This is a genomic window from Bacteroidia bacterium (assembly GCA_033391075.1).
GTDB lineage: Bacteria > Bacteroidota > Bacteroidia > J057 > J057 > JAWPMV01.
Map to the genome: position 1 here is coordinate 3967280 of JAWPMV010000001.1, position 25163 is coordinate 3992442.

The 25163-nt window shown below is 42.5% G+C and carries 20 protein-coding genes and 1 riboswitch; of the genes, 14 read left to right on the forward strand and 6 right to left on the reverse strand.

Translation table 11 applies throughout. The annotated features are described in order from the left end of the window. The first annotated feature begins 90 nt into the window (after positions 1-90). The 8 genes from R8P61_15850 (at position 91) to R8P61_15885 (ending at position 9189) form a co-directional block, all read left to right on the forward strand. The gene (locus R8P61_15850; GenBank protein MDW3648540.1) at positions 91-2469 is read left to right on the forward strand and encodes a TonB-dependent receptor; all 2379 of its coding nucleotides are present in this window, start codon (positions 91-93) and stop codon (positions 2467-2469) included. A gap of 230 nt (positions 2470-2699) precedes the next feature. After that, the gene (locus R8P61_15855) at positions 2700-3080 is read left to right on the forward strand and encodes a transmembrane 220 family protein (GenBank protein ID MDW3648541.1); all 381 of its coding nucleotides are present in this window, start codon (positions 2700-2702) and stop codon (positions 3078-3080) included. 283 nt (positions 3081-3363) lie between these two features. Continuing rightward, positions 3364-3726: a CHY zinc finger protein gene (locus R8P61_15860; GenBank protein MDW3648542.1), complete on the forward strand. Its 363-nt coding sequence runs from the start codon at positions 3364-3366 to the stop codon at positions 3724-3726. A 107-nt stretch (positions 3727-3833) separates the two neighbouring features. Further along, positions 3834-4346 carry a DUF4395 family protein gene (locus R8P61_15865; GenBank protein ID MDW3648543.1) on the forward strand — a complete coding sequence of 171 codons (513 nt, stop codon included), beginning with the start codon at positions 3834-3836 and terminating at the stop codon, positions 4344-4346. A gap of 9 nt (positions 4347-4355) precedes the next feature. After that, entirely contained in the window at positions 4356-5267 is a 912-nt protein-coding gene (gene miaA / locus R8P61_15870) for a tRNA (adenosine(37)-N6)-dimethylallyltransferase MiaA (GenBank protein ID MDW3648544.1), read from the forward strand. A gap of 24 nt (positions 5268-5291) precedes the next feature. Continuing rightward, positions 5292-5687: a nuclear transport factor 2 family protein gene (locus R8P61_15875; protein ID MDW3648545.1), complete on the forward strand. Its 396-nt coding sequence runs from the start codon at positions 5292-5294 to the stop codon at positions 5685-5687. A 318-nt stretch (positions 5688-6005) separates the two neighbouring features. Beyond that, a riboswitch (cobalamin riboswitch) is annotated at positions 6006-6192 on the forward strand. A gap of 127 nt (positions 6193-6319) precedes the next feature. Continuing rightward, entirely contained in the window at positions 6320-8221 is a 1902-nt protein-coding gene (locus R8P61_15880; protein ID MDW3648546.1) for a TonB-dependent receptor, read from the forward strand. Further along, positions 8218-9189, forward strand: coding sequence for a DUF4465 domain-containing protein (locus tag R8P61_15885; protein MDW3648547.1), 972 nt, complete (start codon positions 8218-8220; stop codon positions 9187-9189). Before R8P61_15880 ends, R8P61_15885 begins: the two co-directional genes overlap by 4 nt. Positions 9190-9237: 48 nt before the next feature. On the opposite strand, the gene R8P61_15890 is transcribed toward R8P61_15885, so the two are convergent. Continuing rightward, positions 9238-11355 (reverse strand): cation-translocating P-type ATPase, encoded by a 2118-nt coding sequence (locus R8P61_15890; GenBank protein ID MDW3648548.1) that lies wholly within the window; start codon positions 11353-11355, stop codon positions 9238-9240. Positions 11356-11478: 123 nt separating this feature from the next. Between R8P61_15890 and R8P61_15895 the strand changes: the two genes are divergently transcribed. After that, the gene (locus R8P61_15895) at positions 11479-12234 is read left to right on the forward strand and encodes a DUF1573 domain-containing protein (protein ID MDW3648549.1); all 756 of its coding nucleotides are present in this window, start codon (positions 11479-11481) and stop codon (positions 12232-12234) included. Between the two features lie 48 nt (positions 12235-12282). Here the strand turns inward: R8P61_15895 and R8P61_15900 are convergent, their stop codons facing one another. Next, positions 12283-14442 (reverse strand): right-handed parallel beta-helix repeat-containing protein, encoded by a 2160-nt coding sequence (locus R8P61_15900; protein ID MDW3648550.1) that lies wholly within the window; start codon positions 14440-14442, stop codon positions 12283-12285. A 195-nt stretch (positions 14443-14637) separates the two neighbouring features. Beyond that, positions 14638-16059, reverse strand: a complete 1422-nt coding sequence (locus R8P61_15905; GenBank protein MDW3648551.1) for a redoxin domain-containing protein — start codon at positions 16057-16059, stop codon at positions 14638-14640. A gap of 177 nt (positions 16060-16236) precedes the next feature. Between R8P61_15905 and R8P61_15910 the strand changes: the two genes are divergently transcribed. From R8P61_15910 to R8P61_15920, 3 genes are all read left to right on the forward strand, one after another. Next, the gene (locus tag R8P61_15910; protein ID MDW3648552.1) at positions 16237-16518 is read left to right on the forward strand and encodes a 4a-hydroxytetrahydrobiopterin dehydratase; all 282 of its coding nucleotides are present in this window, start codon (positions 16237-16239) and stop codon (positions 16516-16518) included. A 13-nt stretch (positions 16519-16531) separates the two neighbouring features. After that, a complete protein-coding gene (dut, locus tag R8P61_15915) occupies positions 16532-16966 on the forward strand; it encodes a dUTP diphosphatase (protein MDW3648553.1) in 435 nt (144 codons plus the stop codon). Between the two features lie 280 nt (positions 16967-17246). Further along, a complete protein-coding gene (locus R8P61_15920; protein MDW3648554.1) occupies positions 17247-18854 on the forward strand; it encodes a tetratricopeptide repeat protein in 1608 nt (535 codons plus the stop codon). Between the two features lie 23 nt (positions 18855-18877). Here R8P61_15920 and R8P61_15925 read toward each other — a convergent pair whose 3' ends face one another. The 3 genes from R8P61_15925 to R8P61_15935 are packed head-to-tail and all read right to left on the reverse strand — an operon-like array spanning position 18878 to position 21557. Continuing rightward, entirely contained in the window at positions 18878-19921 is a 1044-nt protein-coding gene (locus R8P61_15925; GenBank protein MDW3648555.1) for an MlaD family protein, read from the reverse strand. Positions 19922-19945: 24 nt separating this feature from the next. Continuing rightward, complete coding sequence (locus R8P61_15930; protein MDW3648556.1) at positions 19946-20710, reverse strand: ATP-binding cassette domain-containing protein; 765 nt, start codon at positions 20708-20710, stop codon at positions 19946-19948. 1 nt (position 20711) lies between these two features. Continuing rightward, a complete protein-coding gene (locus R8P61_15935) occupies positions 20712-21557 on the reverse strand; it encodes an ABC transporter permease (protein ID MDW3648557.1) in 846 nt (281 codons plus the stop codon). Positions 21558-21713: 156 nt separating this feature from the next. Here R8P61_15935 and nadE point away from each other — a divergent pair, with 156 nt between their 5' ends. Continuing rightward, positions 21714-23636 carry an NAD(+) synthase gene (gene nadE / locus R8P61_15940; protein MDW3648558.1) on the forward strand — a complete coding sequence of 641 codons (1923 nt, stop codon included), beginning with the start codon at positions 21714-21716 and terminating at the stop codon, positions 23634-23636. 181 nt (positions 23637-23817) lie between these two features. Next, on the forward strand, positions 23818-25104 hold the full coding sequence (locus tag R8P61_15945) for a citrate synthase (GenBank protein ID MDW3648559.1): 1287 nt from the start codon (positions 23818-23820) through the stop codon (positions 25102-25104). Positions 25105-25163 lie beyond the last annotated feature (59 nt).

Below are 25163 nucleotides of genomic sequence, written 5' to 3' on the forward strand. Positions count from 1 at the left end.
ACAAAAGAAAGCCTGGTCAGTAATATTCTCGAAATACTTAAATTTTCTCACGAAAAATGAGTTGATTTGTAGTCTAAGTCGTTCGAAAATATGAACCTAAAGTTAAGGGCTGGCTATATATACTTACTTCTTGCACTAAGCTTCGGTTTTCTAACTGAATCAAAGGCACAAGACTTTCGCCAGCAAGTCAGGGGAAAAATCTTTGATGAACTGAATAAGCAGGAACTGGATGCAGCAAGTATAAAGCTGATTCAGGGAAATCAGGAATTAACTACTTCCAGCAAGAAGGATGGCAGCTTTGAGTTTGAAAATGTACCGGTAGGCAGGTACATTTTGCAAGTCCTCAAAGAGGGCTATGCAGTCTATCAAATCCCGGACCTTGTAGTCAATGCGGGAAAAGAACTAAACCTGGAGATTCCCTTAAGTTTTTTCAGTTACAGTTCTGATGAAATCGAGATTTCCCAGTATAATTCCAGAAAGTATAATCTCAGCAGCGTAAGTACGCGGGTTTTCACCGTAGAAGAATCCCAAAGATTTGCAGCTACCTACTACGATCCTGCTCGTCTGGCAGCCAATTATCCCGGAGTAGCAGTTACGGCTGATGAATCTAATAATCTGGTGATCCGGGGTAATTCTCCTAATGGAGTCTTATGGCGCCTGGAAGGAGTAGATATTGTAAACCCTAACCATCTCACCAATGCTGGTACTTTTACCGATCGTCTCACCCAAAGCGGTGGGGGGACCATTATTCTAAGTAACCAGCTGCTTTCTGATTCTCGCATACAAACCGGGGCTTTTGATCCGCAATATGGAAATGCCCTTGCGGGAGTTTTTGATATGCGTTTGAGAAAGGGAAACAATAAAAAACATGAGTTTATCATCCAGCCCAGTTTGATTGGTTTAGATCTATCAGCAGAAGGCCCTATAGGAAAAGGTGGGAGCTCTTATCTCGTCAATTATCGTTATTCGACCATCGGTTTGTTTGCCCTCATGGGACTCGAGGTTTCTCCGGAAGACATCACCTATCAAGATTTCGCTTTCAATGTGAGTGTGCCTACCGAGAAAGCCGGAACCTTTACTTTCTTCGGAATGGGTGGATTGAGTAGCAATAGATTTGATGCTCCCAGAGAAGATAGTTTGATCGAAGAAAATCGCGATCGTTTTGATGTGGATTTTTCCTCCAACATGGGTGCTATGGGTATGACCCATCGCCTAAATATCGGAGAAAAAACGCTCTGGAAAAGTGTACTTGCAGCCTCAGCAATTGATAGCAAGCGAGAAGAAAATTTTGTTCGCACATTCAGCCAGACAGATCCTTCCACTTTTGATGAAATCAAGCAGGAGAAACTTTCTTTCACCTCCAGCCTCTCTCACAGAATTAATTCCAGTTTTAATCTTGAAGAAGGATTTTTCCTGACACGCCTGGGATACAACATGAATAGTGAACAGTATTCTTTGGAAAATCCAGGATCAGCCGCTCAATTATTGGCCCGAGCAGAAGGAACTTCCCTCCTGTTTCAGCCCTATGTTGCCGCCATCTATTCGCCCAATAGCAAATTGCGTCTAAATGCTGGTCTTCATGCGGTGTATTTCGGCCTCAACGGAAGTACAGCTGTAGAACCCCGACTTAATATAGACTATCAATTCTCTCCCAAATCCAGAATTACAGCGGCCTATGGACTTCATAGCCAATTGCAATTATATGGGACATATTTCACAGAATTTGAAGGTAGATCTCCCAATAGAGAACTGGACTTTACCAAAGCTCACCATGGAGTAATCCGTTTCCTTCAAAGCCTGACTGAGGGTCTTTCTTTGAGTGTGGAAACCTATTACCAATCCCTGTATAATGTCCCGATCTCACAGGATCCGACAAGTAATTTCTCTGCCCTCAATCTTTTCGAAGGTTATGTAACTGATTCTCTCGTAAATGAAGGAAGCGGCAGAAATTATGGGATTGAAGTAAGCCTGGATCAAGACTTGAAAAATGGTTTTTACTATCTGGTAAGTGGCTCGATATATGAGTCTAAATATACCGGAGCAGATGGAATTGAAAGGGATAGTCGCTTCAATGGAAACTACCTTTTTAATGCAGCTGCCGGGAAAGAGTTTGAACGAAATACCTCCAAAGGAAAAAATAAAATATTCGGAATCAATCTCAGCCTGACCTATCAGGGAGGTTTCCGGGATTCTCCTATTGATCTGCTAGCCTCTCAAGCTGCGCAAAGAACAGTCTTTGATTTGAGCAATCCTTTTAGTGAAAGATTTCCCGATTTCTTTAGAACAGATTTGCGACTGGTATTTAAAAGGAATAAATCCGGCTTTACCCGGACGTTCGCCCTCGATATCCTCAATCTTACCAATCGGGCAAATGTGGCCTTTCGGAGATATGACTTGGTAAGTAATAGTGTAGTTAATAAAACCAGTTTTGGTTTACTGCCTTTGCTTAGTTATCGGATGGAATTCTAATTGAGTTCAGACTTAGTTGGAAAGAGTGTTGGTGACTTGGAGTTTCAGCAGGAGAATATTCTTCAGTGGTTGGCTTTGGCCTCTGCGATTTTTGCTCCAGCTTTTTCTAAAAGAGCTGAAAAAATGCCGCACAAGATCGTCTTGAATTTTAAAAAATAAGCCTTTAGTTGAGTTAAATCATTTGATTTGATTTTTGAAGCCGACTAACTTAGTGCTTCAAAAATATTGCTATGTGGAACCTCAATAAAATCATCAAACTAACTCTCTCAGGACTTTTTATTCTCTTTGCATATTTCCAGTTGAATGATCCCGGGGATTCGACCCTTTGGATCGCCATTTACCTCATCTTATCTGCCCTCTATGGCTTCGCAGCTTTTGATAAATACAATCGAATTGTATTGGCTGCCTGTATGCTAGGCTTATTGGGAGGGGTTGTATACCTCTTTCCCAGCATGATTGAGTTTTTCACCAATGATGATGGCATAGGACTGGCGCAAACTATGAACAATGATTTTCCTTATATCGAAGAAGCCCGGGAATGTGGGGGCTTGTTAATTGGGTTTTTGGCGATTGGCTATTTGTGGAGAGAATCCGGAAAAAGTATAGCATAAAAAAAACAGTCCCGACTCCTCGGGACTGCACGCTTAACGTTTCATTTCTCTTTAGCAATCTTCTGAATACAGAAGATGTACTTCAGAGGTGGTACAATCTATTTGGTTTACCCCTACAAATAGATCTTGTGTACAAAACTAGAAACAACTTTCGTGCCAAAGTCCGAAATATTTTCCCAGCCGTACTGATTTTCTTCATAAAGGGGAAAATTCCCAATTTTCAATCCCCAAGAAGCTAAATCTGTGGTGTTTTGAATACCTGCTGTATTAAATTTGATGCAAGATGTCTAAAAAGTCCACACATTCATTCTCAGAGATTCTTATTGGAGGCCAAAGGGTACAGGGCCTTGAACTCGATTCCCAAAGCAGATGTGTGCATTGGAATAGCGAACTTGATATCGTTGCCCTGAGGATGCCCGAGGATGAGGCATTTTATGCCTGCTATGAATGCTATGAAGCCATTCATCATACACTTCCTCCTCGATGGAAGAAAGAGGATTTTGAGGAAGCCAAATCCATCTTATGTGGTCAATGCGGAACTGTCATGAGTGTCCGCACCTACCTCGATTCAAAAAATCACTGTCCTTCTTGTAAGAGTTCCTTCAATCCCGGATGTGCGAAACATTACCATTTTTACTTCGAATAGAAATAAGATACCAAGTACTCAGTCAGAGCTGCCAACAGCTTAAAAGCCCCATCTTTTAGCCTTCCTCCCTCCTATCTTAGCTTAACATCATTAACAATAAGCTAAACATGGAAAAGAAATTAATTTCAGAAAGTAGAAAAAAGAGATTTGAAGTTCAGGGAATCACAGGCTTTAGTATAGAGACATTGAGTGAATTGAAATACGGGATACGCTTTGCATTTCAACTCTGCGTTTCCCTCGTTTTGATCGGCTTGCTCACGAAAAGTTATATTCTGCTCATTGCCATGAATTTGGTTGCAATTGGAGGTTCTATTTTTTCAAGACATCCCTTCGACTATCTGTTCAATCACATCCTTAGCCCCCTTATTAAAAAGCCAGCCGTTCCCCAAAGATCCCCTCAACTTCGATTTGCCTGTATCATGGCCAGTTTCTCCTTAGCGGGAATCATAAGTCTGTTTTATCTGCAAATGGATACTGCTGCATATCTCCTGGGAGCAAGCCTTGTTTTGGTAGGAGGATTGGTAAGTACGACTGATATTTGTATTCCTTCCCATATTTATAATGCTTTATTTCTGAAAAGTAAAAGCCCCAAAGCTGTAAAATCAGGAAATCTGTTTTAGCTTTGGTATGTGAAATATGTCATCTGTATTATCGGTCCTACAGCCGTAGGAAAGTCGGCCTTATCCCTGGAACTGGCTGATCGGCTGAAGGCGGAAATCATATCCTCTGATTCGAGGCAGATGTATCGCTACCTGGATATTGGTACGGCTAAGGCAAGTGAAGAAGAGCTTGGCAAAACCCCACATCATTTTATAAATAATCTTGATCCCGATCAGGCTTACAATGCTGCTGATTTCGAAAAAGAAGCAGAAAACCGGATAAAAGACCTCCACAAAAGTTCTGATGTAGCAATAGTCGTGGGAGGTTCTACCCTTTATATGGATGCTTTGTGGTATGGCTTTGATGAAATGCCGGAAATAGATCCGGAGGTTAGGAGAAGGCTTATGCAGGAGCACAAGGAGCAGGGTTTAGGGAAATTGCTCAAAGAATTGGAGGCAGTCGATCCTTTGAGCTATGAGAAAATTGACCAGCAGAACCACGCGAGAGTCATACGGGCACTTGAGGTATATAGGAGTAGTGGAAAGCCCATTTCCTTTTATCGCAAAGGAAAGAAAGCCAAAAAGACTCCCTGGACATATATAAAGATCGGTTTGACGGATGAAAGGAAACCTCTGTACAAACGGATAGATAAGCGGGTCCTCGAAATGATTGAGGCAGGATTGGAAGACGAAGTCAAAAGTTTGCTCAAAACATATGGTTCAAAAGCTCCTGCTTTGCAATCGATTGGTTATTCAGAAATGATCTCCTATTTAGAAGGAGAAATAGATCTAGCTGAAGCCATACGCCTGATCCAGCGCAATTCCCGAAGATATGCAAAACGACAATTTACCTGGTTCAGAAGGTATGAGGATATTCAATGGTTTGAGGCCGGACAATTTGAAGAAATTTGGAAGTGGCTGCAAATAGAAATGGAGAATTAACGTAAATTCCGAAAACAATACCTCATGATACAAACCATCGAAAAGTGGCACCAATGCATGTCCAGTAGAGATATGAGCATCCTGGACGAATTATTGGACGAAGAAGTGGTCTTCCATTCTCCCGTTGTGTGGACTCCTCAGAAAGGAAAGAAGATGACCACTTTCTATCTCATGGCAGCGGATCAGGTACTCGGCGGGGGACACTTTAGCTATCAAAAAGAAATAATTGGTGAAAGACAGGCTTGCCTCGAATTTGAGTCTAAAATAGGAGATACCGTTGTCAATGGGGTGGATATTATCAGCTGGAATGAGGAAGGTAAAATCACCGAATTCAAAGTCATGGTCAGACCTCTTCAGGCAGTGAATGCCATTTGGAAATCCATGCAGATGATGCTGGAGAATATGGGCTATAAAAAATAAGCTTCAGGAAAACTTTATTATACAGCCAGGTCATTGCGAGCCGGAAAGACCGGCGAAGCAATCCCCTTGGAACCTAATAACTTTTTGCAGTCAAGGAGATAGCTTCGCACCGAGTTAGGGCTCGCAATGCCATGGGTATATGGCAAAGAAAAGCTTATTCCTTTATTTGATTTCCCCCAAGAGACAAATTTTTCTCTCAAATAGGAGCTCCTCACTATCCGTCTGATTATCAAAGCACTACTATTCAGAAAATTCTTTAGCTCTTATACATCACCCCTACACATTCATAATTCCGGATATGACTTCCGAATTACTTTCCTATCTTTACCTCACTTTGGTGCTTTAATCACAAAGCTGAAAAGGGAATCCGGTGTAAATCCGGAACAGTCCCCGCTGCTGTGAGTTCCAATAGCACTTTTGGCCTTATGCCACTGTCTGACAAACGGATGGGAAGGCGCCAAAAGCGGAACAAGTCAGAAGACCTGCCAGGGTATTTTTCGCAATCACAACTTTCGGAGGAAAAGTTGGCGATAGATACGCATAGATGTACCCTGAGCTTTTGGTCCATTCATCTATACCTGCCTTCTATCTCCACCCAAATTTTTCTTCCTGAGTTGTAGAGAATTTGGCTTATGAGATACATCTCTACGAAACTCATAACATGTTTATTTTTTTCTGTGCTGCCCTGGCTTTTGCCTGCACAAACAGATACCCTGCAACTAAAAGTCGTAGAGATAGAAGCTATCAATATCCGAACAGATACGGAGGCAAGAAATCAAAAAGTCTGGAATCATCAGGCTCTCAAAGAGCTAGGCTATACTAATCTCGCTGAATTACTCTCTGCTGAAACAGGCAGTTTTATCAAAAGCTATGGACAAGGCAGTTTGGCTACCTCTTCTATCCGTGGGGGAAGCGCCGGACAAAGCCTGATCTTATGGAATGGCCTGCCTATAAGCAGTCCTATGTTGGGGCAATTGGACCTTTCTCTTCTCCCCCTCAACAACAGTGAATCTATCCAATTCCAAAAAGGAGGGAACTCGGCTCTTTGGGGAAGTGGTGCAATTGGAGGCCTGGTTTCTCTTCAAAATCAAGCTGAATTCGAGAACAAATTGCTCATCGATGCATTCTCCAAAATTGGAAGCTTTGGACGCTTTGAGCAGAACCTCCAATTGGGACTAGGCAACAGGCAATTTCAAAGCCGGAGCAAAGTCAGCTATCTGGAAGCGAAAAATGACTTTTCGTATTTCCTTGCGGATGGTTTACCTGAGCGTGTTCAGACCAATGCCAGCATTCAGGTCCGAAGTTTACAACAGGATTTGTACTGGAAACCCTCTCCCAAGCATCAACTCAGCCTGAATTTCTGGACACAGGATGCTCATCGGGAGATTCCTCCAACCAACGTACAAAACCGAAGTGAGGCACATCAGGAAGACAACTTCATACGTAGTCATTTGTCCTGGAAGTATGTAGGCAAAAAAAGCCTTTATGAAGCAAAAGCTGCCTATTTCGATGAAGAGCTCAATTACTTTAATGACTTAATAGGGCTTGAATCCAGAAGTCATTTCAAGACCCTGAGCGGTGAGATAAGTGGCCAATGGAGCCTTAGTCCGACACATCGATTGCATGCAGGAAGCACCCTTCGCCATACACGGGCCTGGTCCGGCGGTTACCAATTCATTCCTGACGAATTGAGAAATGCGGCTTTTGTATCCTGGTTGTGGCAAGTCAAGCGTTTGCGGATTCAAAGTAGCTTAAGGCAGGAAATCGTAGATGGCAAAGCAGTTCCCTTACTTCCGATCCTGGATCTCAGCTACCAGTTGTTGCCAGCCTGGTCCATTCGCGGAAAAGTAAGTAAGAATTATCGTCTACCAACCTTCAATGATCGCTATTGGGCGCCGGGAGGCAATCCTGATCTATTGCCAGAATCCGGATGGAGTGGAGAATTGGGAATCGGGACGGAAAAGAAAAATGCTTTTTGGCAACTGACTGTGGACCTGACGGCATTTAACAGAAGGATAGATAATTGGATCATGTGGGGAATTGCTGAAGGTCAAAGTTTTTGGTCGGCCAATAACATCACCCGGGTATGGAGCCGGGGATTGGAACCCAGGATAGGGATCAGTCATCAGAGAAAGGAAATCAGTATAAGTGCTCACTTGGCATATGATTATATCCTATCAACCAGCCAGGCAGCGATTGAGGCTCCAAGAATCCCTCTGGGATCTCAGCTGTTTTATACTCCGGTTCACCAGGCTCAGGCAAGAGTCAGTTTTGCCTGGAAAAGTTTCAGCTTACGATATACACATTTATACACAGGAAAAACTACGGGAATCAATGAGAACCCTCCCTCCTTTCAATTGGGGAATGTACACCTCCAGTTTTTAAGAAAAAGGAAGTCGGGGAATTATCTCATTTTTTTCCAGATCAATAATATCTGGGACCTGGATTATCAGGTAATAGAAAGGCGCCCTATGCCGGGTATCCATTACCAGATGGGAATCAATTTCACACTCAATAAGAATCAATCGAAATGAAACAGATTTTTACCATTTCTTTACTCCTAATTTCTAGTTTATTAGGAGCCCAAAACACTTCAGATTTTGAGAATTTCACGGTGGCAGCGGATTCCTTCCTTAATGGAAGTGATGGGATCACTACTTTTAGCGATGGCTTTATTTCTATGTCGGTAGACTATAATGAAGCCTGGATGTCCTGGGAAGGTTGGTCTATTTCCAATAGCACCGATACCTCGACTATGGGATTTATGAATCAGTATAGTGCTATTCCTGGAATGGGAGCTGATTCTTCCAGCAATTATGCCGTTTCATTCAGGTTCGGGCAAGCCAATATACTGAGACTAGAAAATGATGCAGCGGGAAAAGAAGTTGCAGGACTGATGGTTACCAATGGAACTTATCCTTATTTGAGTATGCTCAATGGAGATAGTTTCGCCAAAAAATTTGGCGGGGTAACTGGAGATGATCCGGATTTTTTCCTCCTCACCATCAAAGCTTATAAAGACGGAGTCCTGAGTACAGATAGTGTAGATTTCTATTTGGCGGACTATAGATTTTCTGATAATAGCCAGGATTATATAGTTGATGAATGGACCTTTGTTGATTTGAGTTCATTAGGGCAAGTGGATAGCCTGTCCTTTGGCCTAAGCTCTAGTGATACAGGAGCAGCTGGAATGAATACTCCAGGATATTTCTGTATTGATAATGTACAGACGGAAGATGCCGCCACGGGAATTTTTGGAAATCGTGAAGAATTGGCTTTTAGTTTCTACCCTAACCCGAGTTCAGAACTCATCAAAATTCAGGGCATGGAAGGAAAAAGCGCTCATTATTCAATTTATGATCTGAGTGGCAGGGAAATAGTTTCAGAGGAAAGCTTGGCCTTTGACCAGCAATTCTCGGTAAATAATCTGCAGCCCGGATATTACCTCTTGAAAATGAGAGCAGGTAATAAACTTGGAACAGAAGTATTTATCAAAAAATAAATCTTTAGGACTTCGGGTTGGAAAATATGCTAGCCCGAAGTCAATTTTCTATGTCAGAGATTTTATCCTTAGCCGGAGAGAGTTTCCAATTACGATTACATCAGAGAAAGCCATAGCTGCTGCTGCTATGATTGGTTTCAGCATGCCGATTGCTGCTAAAGGAATTGCCAGCACATTGTAAAAGAATGCCCAGAAAAGATTCTGATGAATCGTTTTTACAGTATGCTTACTGATTTTATGCAAATCGATCAAACTATCAATTTTATCGCTGGATAGAATGACATCAGACGCATGCATGGCTACTTCGGTAGCTTTCGCCAGAGAAATGCCTACATGAGCTCTGGACAAAGCCGGCGCATCATTTACTCCATCCCCGACCATAGCTGTTGAAACTTCATCCGAGAATCCTTTGATCATTTCCAATTTCTGATCGGGTAGCTGTTCGTAATAAATACGGTCTATGCCCAGTTCTTTGCCAACTTCTATACACTTCTCTTCTTTATCTCCGCTCAACAGGATTGTTTCAACTCCCAGTTTCTGAAAATAGGCGACCATATCTTTTGCACCGGTTCTTAACTCATCTTTTAAGTCTATACCTGCCCAAAACTCTCCATTCCGAAGGAGATACAGGCTATGATCTTTGATACCTGTTTTATTTCCAAGGATACGAGCTGATCCCAAATGATACAGATTCCCTTCTTTGTCTTCAGCTTTCATTCCTATCCCTTTCTCTTCTTCTACTTGTTTTAGCATTTTCAAACCTGCATGTGCCAACTCCCTTTGAATAGACTTTGCGATTGGATGAGAGGAATATAGTTCGATACTTCTCAATACTTTTTCAACCTCTATCCTATCAGATTCAGCCGTTTCTATGGCTGCAATCTTAAACTCACCACTGCTTAGCGTACCGGTTTTATCAAAAACTATCCGTTTAATCTTAGAGAATTTTTCCAGGGTACTTCCTCCCCGGATCAAAACGCCCTTTTTACTCGCCCTTCCAATCCCCACAATCACTGCTGTAGGAGTAGCCAATCCCATTGCACAGGGACAGGAAATCACCAGAACAGCTATACTGTGAATGATAGATGCCTGTATACTTATTTCAAATACGAAGTAGGAAAGCAGAAATGTCAGTGCAGAAATCCCCAAGACTATGGGCACAAATACAGCACTGATGCGGTCAGCCAACTTCTGAATTTCCGGTTTATCTTTTTGGGCTGACTTAACCAGCTTAATGATCTGGGAAAGGATTCCTTCCTGAGCTGTTTTATTTACTCTAAACTGTAAATTTCCCTGAATGAGTAAAGTTCCACCTATCAGTTCCTGTCCCTTTTCTTTGGCCAGGGGCAAACTTTCCCCACTGATCATAGACTCATCCACTTCTCCCTGTCCTGCCAATACCAATCCATCAGTAGGAATTCGATCTCCTGTATTCACCTGGAGAATATCCCCGATCTGCAAAGCTTTAATTTCTACTTCCTCCAGAACTTCCTGCCCATCTATCAATTTCAATCTTCGGGCTTTCTGGGGTTGAAGTCTCGCCAACTCGCGAATAGAAGAAGTAGTCTTTTTTACAGACCTTTCTTCCATCAAATTTCCCAATAAAACCAGGGTAATGATACTGGCAGCCGTTTCATAAAAGAGGAAATCAGGCCCTAATTGCAGCAAAGTCCCATATAAACTATAGCCAAAAGCTGCAATGGCTCCCATCGCTATCAATACATCCATATTGGGAACGCCCGTTTTCAGGGATTTCCATCCAGAAACTCCAAAATGAATCATTCCGATAATAAATACCGGACTGGCTAATACTAATTGAACCCAGGTATTGTGAAGCCAATGCCATGAGACAAACATATGCAGGATAAGGGGCAAAGTAAAAATAGCAGAAAGGTAAAAACGCCTTTCCAGCTTTGATAAGCCTTTCGTTTCATCTTCTCCTTCTTCCTCCGTACTTACCTCATAACCAAGGCTTTCTATTCCTTCTATGATCCGGGGAATCTCTCTTTCGTTTAGCAACTCAAATTCCACCTCTCCATTGGCAAAATCAACAGAGACCCCTTCCATTCCCTCTTTTTTCAGGTATTTTTCCACTCCGAGGGCACAATTGTTACAGGTCATGCCATTGACCTGGAGGGATATATGTGTAAGTTCTTTTACAGACATTCTATTCTTAATTCAGGATAATTCCTGTAATTTATACGTCCAAAGTTCAGTCAAAGATACCAGAATTAAACAACACTTTCGACTGATTAACGTTATAGCAGAAAGAACCAAAAATCATTGTATATGAAGATCAATCATATGACTCTTGCATTGTTAATCGCTGGCCTTGCCATGCTTTACCCAGCGAAATCCAATGCCCAAGACACAGAAAAGAAACCAAAAGTTAATAAAGAACTCAAACAGGTAATGAAGGAATTGCCTGCTGATCTCCAATTGCAGGTACTCCGATATGCAGAACGGCAAAAAGCTGTGTATATGGCTGCCAAAATCAAAAGAGAGGAGTTGGCCAATAGCCCAAAAGCTGTTGATATCAACGATCCCAGAGTTATTCAGCTTGAAAGTAGTAGCCCTGAAAAGGAACTAAAAGTAAAACCTCATCCGGAAAAAGCTCAGGAATTGAAAGTGAAGCCTGCAAACAATTCAAATTTTGCAGTTAGTCCTCCAGCTGCAGCCCCGGCTGCTCCTGCCAAACCTTCTTATATGCAGATCGCAGAGGAGATGCCACAGACCAACATTGAGTGGGTAGAAGAAAGTTTTGACTTCGGAGAGGTAAAGGAAGGGACTCAACCCAGCCATATCTTCCGTTTCAAAAATACTGGAGATCAACCCCTAAAGATCACGAGAGTAAAACCTTCTTGCGGATGTACAACTCCCAATTGGTCCAAAGATGAAATCGAACCGGGCGGGGAAGGATTTGTAGAAGTTTCCTACAATTCAAAAAATCGTCCCGGCATGGCTAATAAATCTATAACCGTAACCGGAAACTTTAATGAACGCAATAAAGTATTGCGCTTTAAGGTGAATGTAATCCGTGAATAGATACAAAGCTTATAAAACAAAAAAGGCCGGAGATGATCCGGCCTTTTTTTATTTATCAATTAAGATTTGTTGTCGCATTATTGAGAGGGGGGTTTTTAGCATCAAGGTATACAAACCATTCGGAAGGTTCGGGACCTTAAGGCTAAGGCTATCCTGTACTGGATTTAAGGTTTGTTTTAAGACAGATTTGCCTTGCAAGTCGATTAACTCCACAACCACCTCTTTATGGCTGATCGGGCTCCTCAGAAAGATTCCCAAATCTTCTTTGATCGGATTGGGGAAAACCTGCATGAATTCCTGATTTTCGAAGGCAAAGATTTCCAGAATGCGTGAGTAGTTTACTTCGCCATTCAAGTCTTCTAAGCCCAATCTGTAAAAGACCTTTGTGGAAGGGGATCTATAATCATAGGTATGCCCTATTCTACTTTTAAGTTCAGGATTCAGGACAAACTCGAAATTTTCTCCATCCAGACTTCTTTCGAGGATCAATGATTCCGGCATTTCTTCCAGTCCCAGATCAAAACGGAGGAAGACCGTTCCATTCTTAAGTCTTTCTCCAAAGAATTTGATGTCTCTGGCAGAAAGCGTCGCCCCCGGAGTTTCATAAGCCCCAATATCGTGGGTTGTATTTACGGGTACTGTAGTCCCATAAAAATCACGAGCTCCCACATTGATCCCAAATAAGGTATTGAGATCCAGACCTGCATCTTCTAAGGGTGAACCTGCTTGTAGGGTATAATCATTGAGGGTCGGAAGATTGTTTGGATTTCCAATGATTCCTCCATTTCCGGCATTTACCAGTTGAGGATCAATCTCCAGACCTACATTGGTGAGCCCGACCATTTCCTGTCCGCTAGCTCTCCAGGCAGCCAAATTTCCATATACAGTTCCGGCCTCATTGTATTCATAGACTCCTGTCAAACTGAAGTAGGCATTTCCTGCAAAATCCAGATCCGTTGCAAACTGTTTATCCACCATGCGAATACCATCCGCAGTAATAAAGACATTGTTTGAGACCTTTGCATTGGTTATGGCTCCACTTATAGAACGAATAGCTGCGGGAGCTGCTCCTGCACCTGCGCCGATATAAACTACATTATTATACACATAGGATTGGTCGAGTACACCCGTACCCGGAGTTACGGCATCACGCCAAAACTGTATGCCTGCATAATCATTGTCGCGGCCATCATTTTGGCTGATATTATAGCGAATGGTGTTATTGATCATGTCACGGGACTCTCCGAATTCTGCCAGCAGAAAACCGGCGCCGTCATTATCATGTGAATAGCAGTACTGTATCACACAATTGACACATCCTCCATCCAAATCAAAACCTCCACCATCCTTGGTACTATTGGTTTTATTTTCATAGGATTCGCTGCTTTGGATGATCCCATCTTTGGTATCCCAAAGCCAGATTCCTACGGGTCCTCCATTATTGGCGACATTATCGGCTCCATTATTATAAGCCACACATAGGTCTATCAGAACATCTTCTGCATTTCCTACCACAATCCCATTACCGGTATGCTCTGTAGTCAATCCGTTTTGACCGGGATTATTATAGGCGGTACAGTTTTGGATTAAAATGTCTCTATTGGGATAGATCGTAGTTCCTGTCAACCAATCACCGATGATTTCGATGCCAAAATCCCCATTATCATGTACATCTGCATAAGTGATTGATACGCTCTCCCAACCACTGGACGCCTGAGTTCCTCCACTACCTCTATAAATCTCAGTACCCTGAAATTTGATACCTCCGAGGTTAAAGCCAGATACTTCAACTCTACTGATTAGCACGTGCTCATAGCGATTAGGGATGACAGGCGTACCTGTGTCTGAGTAAAATACGATGCCCGCAAAATTATTCACTAGCCTACCTGCACCCACAAAATTCAGGTCTGTTATTTCAAAACCCGCACATTCGTAGGCTACGAAAGCATGTGCACCTGTGACATTTAGAGTTGCTCTACCCGTTCCATAACTGGAAATTATGATAGGGTTTGCTGCAGTACCACTTCGGGCACCGGTAAAGAAAAGTCCGTTTGCAGAAACAAAGGTTTGTCCACCTTCAAAGAGGACTTCATCACCAGGGCCTATTGCTGCCAGATTGACCCGATCAATAGTTTGCCAGGGATCTGCCGCAGTAAGGCCTGTATTCAGATCATTACCTGTAGGAGATACATAATAAGTAACCGCCATTGTGTCGAATACAAAGGAGGTGAAAATGAGGAAAAGTAAAAATTTAGAGCAACAAGGAAGAGAAAGGTTTTTAAATATAGTCAGCCAACTATACCTGTCTATCCACATATAAGGAGTATTGAGAAGATTCGTTTGGTAATTTACGAGAAAATTTCGTCTTATTCTAACATTCGTAAAATTCTGCCCGTAAAAATTCTAGCGTAAATTTCGCAAAATTTGTGCCGAGGCTTCGGGATTGCTGGGAGCAAATGCAGAAGCATTTGCAATGGTCCCATCCTTTGAAATAATCATGTATCCCGGCAAGGTCCTGATGCCATAAGACATAGGAACTTCTGACCACAATCCTTTTGCCCAAACATGAATTCCTGCCAATTGAGTCTCCTCTACTTTTTGTAGCCAGGTTTTTTGAAATTCATCCAAAGAAACATTTAGTATGACTATGTCTTCATCCGAAAACTCAAAGGCCAACTTATTGATATAACTTAGTTCGTTTTTACAGGGATCACACCAACTGGCCCAGAAATGCAGGTATATGGTTTTCCCTTGATAATCACTCAAGCTAACCATTTTCCCTTCACGATCTTCCAGGCTAAAATCCGGAGCAGGATTTCCCGGAGCCAAAGCCAGAATATCTTTAAAGGCATATTCCAGATATTCTTTCAATGCCAATCCTTCTTCAGAGTTTACAAACTGAAAATACCGAGGCAGTACATCACCTGGATTCAGGTATTGAATCGCATGCATAAGGCTACGGGCTCGGAATACACTTAAGGGCATTCCAGTCAAATAATCCGGTGCACGATCATAGAGATAGGCAAAACGGGAGGAAGGACTCATTTTGCTGATCACTTTGCTATATTCATAGGCAAAGAAAGCATCCAGAAAGTCCTGGTATTCTCTCAGTTCCCAGGCTTCTTTATCCTGTATATTGAGTTCATTTAAAAAGCCATAATAGGATGTCCCTACGGGTACCCGTTCATAGGGCAATTCATTCAGATAGGCATGTTTGACTGGGTATTCGAGTAAATCTCTTCCCCACATATACTCTATCCTTTTCGCCATATAGTCTACAAAATCTTCCGGCAAATCCTTATTCTCATCGAGAAAATTGAGTTTGTATTCTTTCTGACGGCTGAGGTATTCCAGATAGGAAGCTGGAGATGCTTCTTTGATGCGGTTATTTGCTTCTCTTCTAAATAGTTTGTCTTCAAACTTGAGGAAGAAAGCCGCCAAAAACTGGCTGGCATTTACTCCGGAGCCATAGCCGGTAAAGACCAGGGTTTCATCAAAAGACTCAGCATCTGCAATCAGGTCAATACGATCTCCTGGGAAAAGGTAGACAACACTTTGCTCCCTGCCATAGCGCAGATAACAGGGCCGCGCCTTTTCAATGTTCAATTTGAGTTGAAAATTACCCTGACGATCCAGTTTAGCTTTGATGGTTTCCATCTCAGCCAAAGGATGCTCTCTGAAACTCAGGGATATTTCCCGGGTCTCATCATTTAATATATTTCCAAAAATCCGCACGGGCTGGCTAGCCCTTGCTTCAGTCCCCTGCAGAAGCAAGATACCAAAGAGGGAAAAAAGGATCTTGATTATCTTGAGGTCAGCTTGCATGGATGCTCTTGTTGAGAAAGCAAAATACTCCATTTCATACTTAGAATTGTCCGGATATTTTTTCCTTGAGCATTGTCAATCAAGATGATAGATTCATTTATTTAATTGACTATGGACAATCGCCTATTAGTACCTATCTTGTCAATGATTATAAGTTCAAATTAAAAAAAATAGTCGATGAAAACCTATAATTCTGAAGAAGCCGGGCCAAAACTTTCTGTACTTTCTGGCTGGGAATTTAAGAATGAAGGAATTGAGAAGACCTTTATGTTTTCAGATTTTGTATCGGCTTTTGGTTTTATGAGTCAGGCTGCTATTCTGGCGGAGAAAGCCAATCACCATCCAGAGTGGTTCAATGTGTACAATAAAGTAGAGGTACGCCTCAGTACACATGACGCTGGCGGCCTTACAGACTATGATTTTGATTTGGCTGCAAAATTCGACGCACTTATTTCTTAAATATTTTACCCCAATGCTCCAGGTTAAGATCATCAATACATCTTCCAATCCTTTGCCCAAATATGCCACTCCTGCCTCTGCCGGAGTAGATCTTTATGCCAACAATGAAGAAGCTATTACCCTCGATAGCCTCGAAAGAACCCTTATCCCTACCGGTCTATTCATGGAACTCCCTATCGGATATGAGGCTCAGGTAAGGCCACGCAGTGGTCTGGCTATAAAACATGGCATTAGCCTCGTAAATACGCCCGGTACCATAGACGCTGATTATAGAGGAGAAATCAAAGTCATCCTCGTAAATCTAAGCAAGGATCCTTTTACCATCGAAAAAGGAGAGCGTATCGCCCAAATGGTCATTGCCAAACACGAGCAAGTTGACTGGGTAGAAGTTCAGGAACTCAGCGCAACTGAAAGAGGCGCCGGAGGATTTGGGCATACGGGGAAGTAATCGTCAGAGACGATTACAGTTCGCAGGTATTCATGTGTTCTCGTGTTCTCGAAAAATCACCCGAACACAAGAAAACGAGAACACCAGAACACTGCATTTCGCAATCGATCAATATTTCCCCTCCCTTCTTCGTTATACCTACACATGCAGATAGTATCTGCCCATATAGCGAATTTCTGGAATGAAATTCGCCCTATGATGTAACCTCAACATACTTTACTGGTATTTAAAGAAAGATTTTAGGAACTTATACGTTCCCTAAGTAAAGAAATTAAGCCCAATGCGAATTCCATCCCTCATATTCCTCTTGCTCGCTGCTACCGTAGTGTTTACATCCTGTAAAGGAGCAAAGGACATTAGGGACATGCAAGCAAAGAGTTTACAGGCTTCCGCGGAAGAAGAAGCATATGTCGAGCCTGATCTTACTGAATTTTTCAAACTCTTTGAAGATGAGTTGACAGAAAATGAAGAGGTAGAGCGTGATTTCGTGGAAGGCTGCACCCAAATGATGCGAGGCAATTTTGATGAAGCTCTCCGTCTTTTTGAAAAAGTACTCGAAGCAGATCCTGATAATCATCCCGCTCAATATAATAGTGCCCGCATTTATCTGGATCAGAAAAACTATGAAAAAGCAATTGAGCTTTCTCAACAAGCGGTAAAAGGACAATCCGATAATTATTGGTACCACAAATTTCTCGTCCGTGCCCTAAGAGCTGGTGGCGATATAGACAGAGCCATCAATGCCCAAAGCGATCTGGTCCTAAGTTTCCCGGAGAAATCTACGGAAAAAATGGACCTGGCAGAGCTGTATTTCAAAAGCGGCAATGCGAGTGGTGGCCTGAAAGTTCTAGACCAATTGGAAAAAGAGAAAGGTATAAGCCGTTTGATAAGCTTGAGAAAGTTTGAGGTGGAAAAGGAAAGAGAGAATTATGAGGAAGCCCTGGAAAGCTTGGATGAACTGCTGGAGATCGGAGATACCGATACAGGCATTTACCAAAGAAAATATGAAATGCTCTATAGACTGGGCAGATTTGAGGAAGGAGTTTCAACCTTGAATGCCATTCTTGAGCAAGACCCGGACAATGGTTTCGCTCTCCTTTACCTGGCTGACTATTATAAAAAACAAAATCAGATTGAGAAGTCTGATGAGTACCTTTTCAGAGCCTTTGCAAACCCCCTGATTGAGTGGCAAGGCAAAATGAATATTATTCAGCAACTCCTCCCCTATGCAGACAGTGATGCTACAGTTCGGGGAAGGCTGAGCAGACTTCTTGAAATATTCAATGAAGCACATCCGAATAATCCTGAAGCGATTATGTTGCAAGGAAGACTGGGGAACAATGTTGCAGGAGGGGCTGCTCCAGATTTGGATGCTGTAAGAAGCGCTTTGGAAAAACAACCTATGCAAATTGAGCTTTGGTTGGAATTGCTCAATGCATCCAATTCTGCCAGAGATTATGATCAATTATATAAAGACGCAGAGTTTGCCTTAGAGTATTATCCCAATCAAGGTCAATTCCTTTACTATTATGGAAAAGCTTCCAGCAGAACGCAGGATTATTCCGCGGCTGAGTATGCCTATAATAAATTGAAGAAAATTGCGGCTCAGGATGATTTCAGCCTGATAAGGACTCATTTGGGTCTAGGGGAAATGCACAAACTTAAAGGAGAATCTGATAAAAGCGGTCAAGCGCTTAAGGAGGCTAAAACAATCCTCGATAGATTATCCGGAGCAAATGATCCGATATTCTTTGTACTCCTGGGAGATTATTATGCAGTCTCTGGTGTTCCCGAACTGGCAGAAGAAGAGTGGAAGAAAGCAGCCAGAGAAGGAATAAAACTTGACATCAAAGCTCGCCTGAAAGAGTATGGATACGAGAAGGAATAAATTCCTTCCCGTACCGAAATATCTTAGTTGCCTCTGGGGCTTTCCCCATTCGCTTCAGCAGCTTCTTTTTTCTGATTGGATTTGCGGTATTCTTTATTCTTGCGGAAAATTCTTTCACGCATCAGGAAACTCTTTTGAACATCTTTCAAGGTTTCATCCAACTCATCTGTACTTCCTTCCAGATTACGCATAGTCTCCTGAAGGTTACGGGCAAATACAGAGTCCTGCATTAATACACCTAAAGGAGAATCAGGATTATTCAAATCTTTCACCAGCACATTCAGGTCCTGCGTAATTTGATCAACCCTTTTCATCGTACCAGCTGCATTCTGGATAGTAGCCTGCGCAGATTGAACACTTTCATTCAGACGCTTCTCATATTCCGGACTATTTAGTAAAGCACCAGCCATACCCTTACCTGCATTAATGTTGGCCATCATGTCAGATAATTCTTTGGTAGCGTTTTTCGTATTAAAACTGGCTAGACGAGCTTCGCGAATACTTGCCTGAATCTGGGCATACATAGTGGAATCATTAAAAAGTCCCCCTACAGTTCCTTTACCACTGACAATCCCATTGGTAATCCCTTTGAAATCCGTTGTGATGGCTTGAAGATTATCATTGGTTACCTGAAAAGTTGCCATCAGCTCATCCAATCCCGTACCGCTCTCACTTTTAAGCAAGCCCATATTATCGATTACTTCTGCCGAAGAACTTCCTCCGGATATAATCACCAATTTATTCCCAATAAACCCATCAGAACCAATGCTTGCTGTAGCATCCTTTTTGATAAATTTCTTATTGTCAGCAGTGATATTCATCGTAAGTTTTACCGCTGTGCTACTTTCAATATCAATGCTTTTAACGGTTCCGATTTTCACTCCTGCAAACCATACACTACTTCCTTTCTGTAAACCATCTACATTCTCGAAAACGGTTTGAACACGGAAAGTTTTATCGAATAGATTTTGCTGCCTGCCAATGAGGTAAAGAATGAAAATGAAAAAAATCACACCCACCACTACAAAGGAGCCGAGTTTGATGAGTTTTGTACGTTCGTTGTCCATTATTCTGAATTAATAATAATCTAATTAAGAGGAAGAGTATTCGAAGAAAGGTGCCAGTCGTGGATCACTGATCTTCTGCAAATCTTCATAGGTTCCCTTGATCGGGAATTCGCCATCTGCCATGAGGTTGATCCGATTCCCAGTCATACGGGCACAGGTCAAATCATGGGTAATAATGATGGAAGAAGTTTTATAAGTCTCCTGTACACTCAGGATCAATTCGTTGATTTCTTTTGCCGTAATGGGATCCAATCCTGCCGTAGGTTCATCATAGAGTATGATCTTGGGATTCAGGATCAACGTTCGCGCAATACCGACACGTTTTTGCATACCCCCTGAAAGCTCAACCGGCATCATATCAATCGCATATAAAAGACCCACATTATGTAGGGCTTCCTCCACGCGATCATTCATTTCTCCCCGGCCGACATCAGGCTCATTACGCTTTAGCGGAAACTCGAGATTTTCTCTTACGGTCATGGAGTCATAAAGGGCAGACATTTGAAAAGAGAAACCTATTTGCTTTCTCAATTCATCCATCTCATAGGTATTGGCAGTCATGATATCCTTGTTCAATACATTGAGCTTACCAGCATCTGCTTTGATCAAGCCTACCATACATTTTATCAGAACAGATTTACCTGTTCCGGATTTCCCCAATACCACCAGGTTTTCCTCTTCATAGAGGACCATATTTATATCAGTAAGTACCACATTGTCACCAAAGCGTTTTTGCAAATGCTCGACTTCAATGATGATCTTATCTGGTGAATAATCTATACTAGGCATCCTAGACGGTGTAAATTAGGGTTCTAACAAAAGTCATGATCTGTAGGGTGATGAGGTCAATCACGAAGATCATAAACATGGACAATACCACAGCAGAGTTTGCAGCTTTACCTACTCCAACAGTCCCTTTCTTGGAAGTAAAGCCCTTATAACAACCGATAATCCCGATTGCAAAGCCAAAAAGCAGGGATTTGAGGGTTGAGGCAAAAATGTCTTCCATTTTCAATACACTAAAAGCCTCTGCCCAATACAGGGTGAAACTCGTTCCCTCATTAAAATAAATAGAAGTAAAGCCTCCCAGCATGGCCAGGGTATCTGTAAAGATTACCAATAAGGGGATCATAAACATACAGGCCAGAACCCGGGTGATCACCAAATAGGTAAAAGGATTGGTTCCGGACACCTCCATCGCATCAATTTGCTCGGTTACCTTCATCGATCCCAATTCTGCCCCAATATTAGAAGCGATCTTACCTGCTCCGATCAATCCTGCAATCAATGGCCCCAAAGAGCGTATGATCCCGACTCCTACCAGGGATGGCAACCAGGAGACGGCTCCAAATGATTCAAGACTTGGCCGGGATTGACGGGTAAATACAATTCCTCCGATATAACCGGTAAAAATGATTAGCGGTAATGTTTTATATCCAATGATATAGCATTGGTTGAGCACCTCCTTAAATTCATAAGGCGGGCGAAATACGTCTTTAAAGAATCGGGCGATGAATTTATAGACACCTGCCATCTCGAGTAGAAAGTCCTGAACTCCGTTGGGCAAAGTGAATTTTCCAGAAGTGGATTCAGCCTGATTATCCAGCTGTTCCTCTTGGGCAAACGTTTCTTGCATAGAAAGGCTTTGGGTTAATGGGGCGAAAGATACAGATTTGTACGCAAAAAACGAGAATAAGATGTTGAAAGTACCAACACTAGCATCCTGAGCGACATCTCCCAATAATTTTCTAATTTGCCAACAAATCCAGCTGTTAATCAGTATCATATATTAATGAAACACCTCAAGATCGCAGGATCCTGTCTCAACCAGACGCCACTGGCTTTCTCCAGTAATCTCAAACACATCCTTCACGCAATTGAAGCTGCAAAAGCGGATTCCGTCCAGGTACTCTGCCTGCCGGAAATGGCCATTAGTGGCTATGGCTGTGAGGATACTTTCTTTAATGATTATGTACTAAAGAGCTCACTTGAGAGCCTGGAAAAAATCGTAGAAGCCTGTGTGGGAATCACTGTTTCTGTCGGTCTTCCGATGGAATATGAAAATTGCCTGTACAATGTTGTAGCCCTCATCCATGATCAGGAGATCATGGGCTTTGTCGCCAAACAGGAATTGGCCGGGGATGGTATTTATTATGAGCCTCGATGGTTCAAACCCTGGGAAGAAAATGTGATTGTCGCCTATGAGTGGAAAGACAATCATTATGATTTCGGAGACCTGATCTTCGAAATCGGAGGAGTGAGAATAGGTTTTGAAATTTGTGAGGATGCCTGGAACGGGATCAGACCTGCCCAAAGGCACTACCTAAATAATGTAGACCTCATTCTCAATCCAAGTGCCTCCAATTTCGCTTTTGGAAAAACACATGTCCGCAAAGGCCTGGTAGCAGAAGCTTCCCGCTCTTATAATTGCACCTATGTATATAGCAACCTGCTGGGAAATGAAGCAGGGAGAATCATTTTTGATGGCGAAATCCTGATTGCACAGGCAGGTGATCTTTTGGTCAGAAATAAGCGTTTCTCCTATGATGATTTTCAAATAGCCTCAGCTATTGTGGATATAGAACGGGTACATATACACCGGAAAAAGTCTTTCAACTTTAAACCCGAGTTCCCCGAAAACCTCATCATTTCAGAGGATCCCTATAAAGAACTATCCGATAGGGCATCAGAACCCAATATTGCTCCCATCGAAAGCAAGGAAGAGGAATTTTATCTGGCAGAAAGTCTGGCCCTTTTCGACTACATGAGAAAAAGTCGAAGTAGAGGCTTTATGCTTTCTTTATCCGGAGGAGCAGATTCTTCCTCCAGCGCGGTCCTTTGTGCACATGCACTAAGGCGTGCGGAATCAGAAATGGGAGCAGAAAAATTCAGGGAACGGATTGCCTACGCAGCTTTGGATGACAGCAAACCCTATATGGAGCAATTGCTCACCTGTGTGTATCAGGCAACAGAAAATAGCGGAGAAGATACCCTGGAAAGTGCACGAGAATTAGCATTGGGCCTTGGAGCCAATTTCCACAACTGGAATGTTGAACCTTTACACAAAGCCTATAAAGACCTGGCAGCTGAAGCAATCGGTCGTGAACTGAGCTGGGAAAAAGATGATATCGCTTTGCAGAATATCCAGGCTCGCCTTCGATCTCCGGGAATCTGGATGCTGGCCAATATCAGAAATGCCCTTTTGATTACTACCTCTAATAGAAGTGAGGCAGCAGTGGGCTATGCAACCATGGATGGAGACACCTCAGGGGGTTTGGCTCCGCTGGGAGGTATGGATAAAGACAGTTTATTGGAATGGTTGGTGTGGGCAGAGAAAGAACTTGACATCCCGGCCCTCCGTTTTGTAAATGCCTTAAAGCCTACCGCAGAGCTGAGACCTGCTGAGCAAACCCAGACGGATGAATCGGACCTTATGCCTTATGGTGTACTGGATGATATAGAAAAAGCTGCCATCAGGGATTATAAATCTCCAGTAGAAGTTTTCAAGACCTTGAGAGGTACTTATCCAGATTCGGTTTTGAAAGGCTACATCCGAAAGTTTTTCCTGCTTTGGTCCAGAAATCAATGGAAGCGCGAAAGATATGCGCCTTCCTTCCACCTGGATGACGAAAATCTTGACCCAAAAACCTGGTGTAGATTCCCAATACTCAATGGTGGATTTTACGAAGCTTTGCGGGAGATGGATGAGCTATAAATACTGCAGATGTGTATTATACAGGACAATAGGTATTAATAATTTTATAAAATTGCATATACTGAATAAAAAGCCGATAATACTCGCGTGTAAAGGGGGATGCTAATTTTTAATTTCCTCCCCGAATGTATATTTTTGAGGCTAAATTCTAGCTACGAACAACGATAATTTATCCAAACCCATGTCTGAAATATCCGATAAAACCGAGAGCGTTTCATTTAATATTGATGGAGAAGCCTATGAGTTTCCCGTTCTAACCGGTACTTACAACGAAAAAGGTATTCATATAGGAAAGCTGAGAGGACAAAGTAAATATGTTACCCTCGACACAGGCTTTAAAAACACAGGTTCTACAGCCAGCAAAATCACATTTATTGATGGAGAAAAAGGGGTTTTACAACACAGAGGTTACCCCATTGAACAACTGGCAGAAGATGCTTCTTTCCTCGAAGTAGTTTATCTCCTTTTACACGAAGAATTGCCGACCCAGTCCCAACTGGATGAATTTGTAGCAGAAATGTCGGCATGCAGGGATCTGCCTGATGGAGTAAAAGGAATTCTAAACTCTTTACCAGATGGCACCCACCCTATGGGTATGCTTTCAATTGTATTCAACTCCCTTTCCGGATTTTATCCCGGGACCCTTGATACCTGGAGCGACGAAGGAGTTCGCAGAAAGGCTATCTATAGAATGATTGCAAACATGCCTACGATGGCGGCTTATGTATATCGCCGTTCGCAAGGGCTGGACTATATAGATCCTGATCCTTCTTTAGGATACATCGCCAACTTCCTGCATATGATGTTTGGGAAAGTTGATCCGGTGATCGAAGAAGCCCTGGATACCCTCCTCATCCTTCATGCAGATCATGAGCAAAACTGTTCGGCTTCTACTGTAAGATTTGTGGGTTCTTCTCATGTAAATCTTTTTGCAGCTATTGCTGCCGGAAATAATGCCCTTTGGGGACCGCTTCATGGAGGTGCTAACCAAAAGGTACTGGAGATGCTGGAAGACATCAAAAATGATGGCGGAGATACGGCCAAGTATATCAACAAAGCCAAAGACAAAGAAGACTCTTTCCGTCTGATGGGCTTTGGGCATAGAGTTTATAAGAATTTTGACCCCAGAGCGAGGGTTATTAAGAAATATGCAGATAAAGTCCTCGATCAATTAGATACGGATGATCCTGTACTGGATATCGCCAAAGGACTGGAAATTGCAGCACTTGATGACGAATACTTTGCAACACGCAAAATCTTCCCTAATGTAGACTTCTACTCAGGTATTATCTACAGAGCTTTAGGAATCCCTGTGAATATGTTCACTGTGATGTTTGCCTTTGGAAGACTTCCCGGTTGGATTTCTCAGTGGCAGGAAATGCGTCAGAATAAAGAGCCAATTGGTCGTCCAAGACAAATCTATGTTGGGGAAAGCAGCAGAGATTATGTTTCCATCGACAAACGCTAATGCAACGCTCAAGGCAATTTCAAGCTCTTTCTAATACCTCAGAGAGAGATTGAATGTAA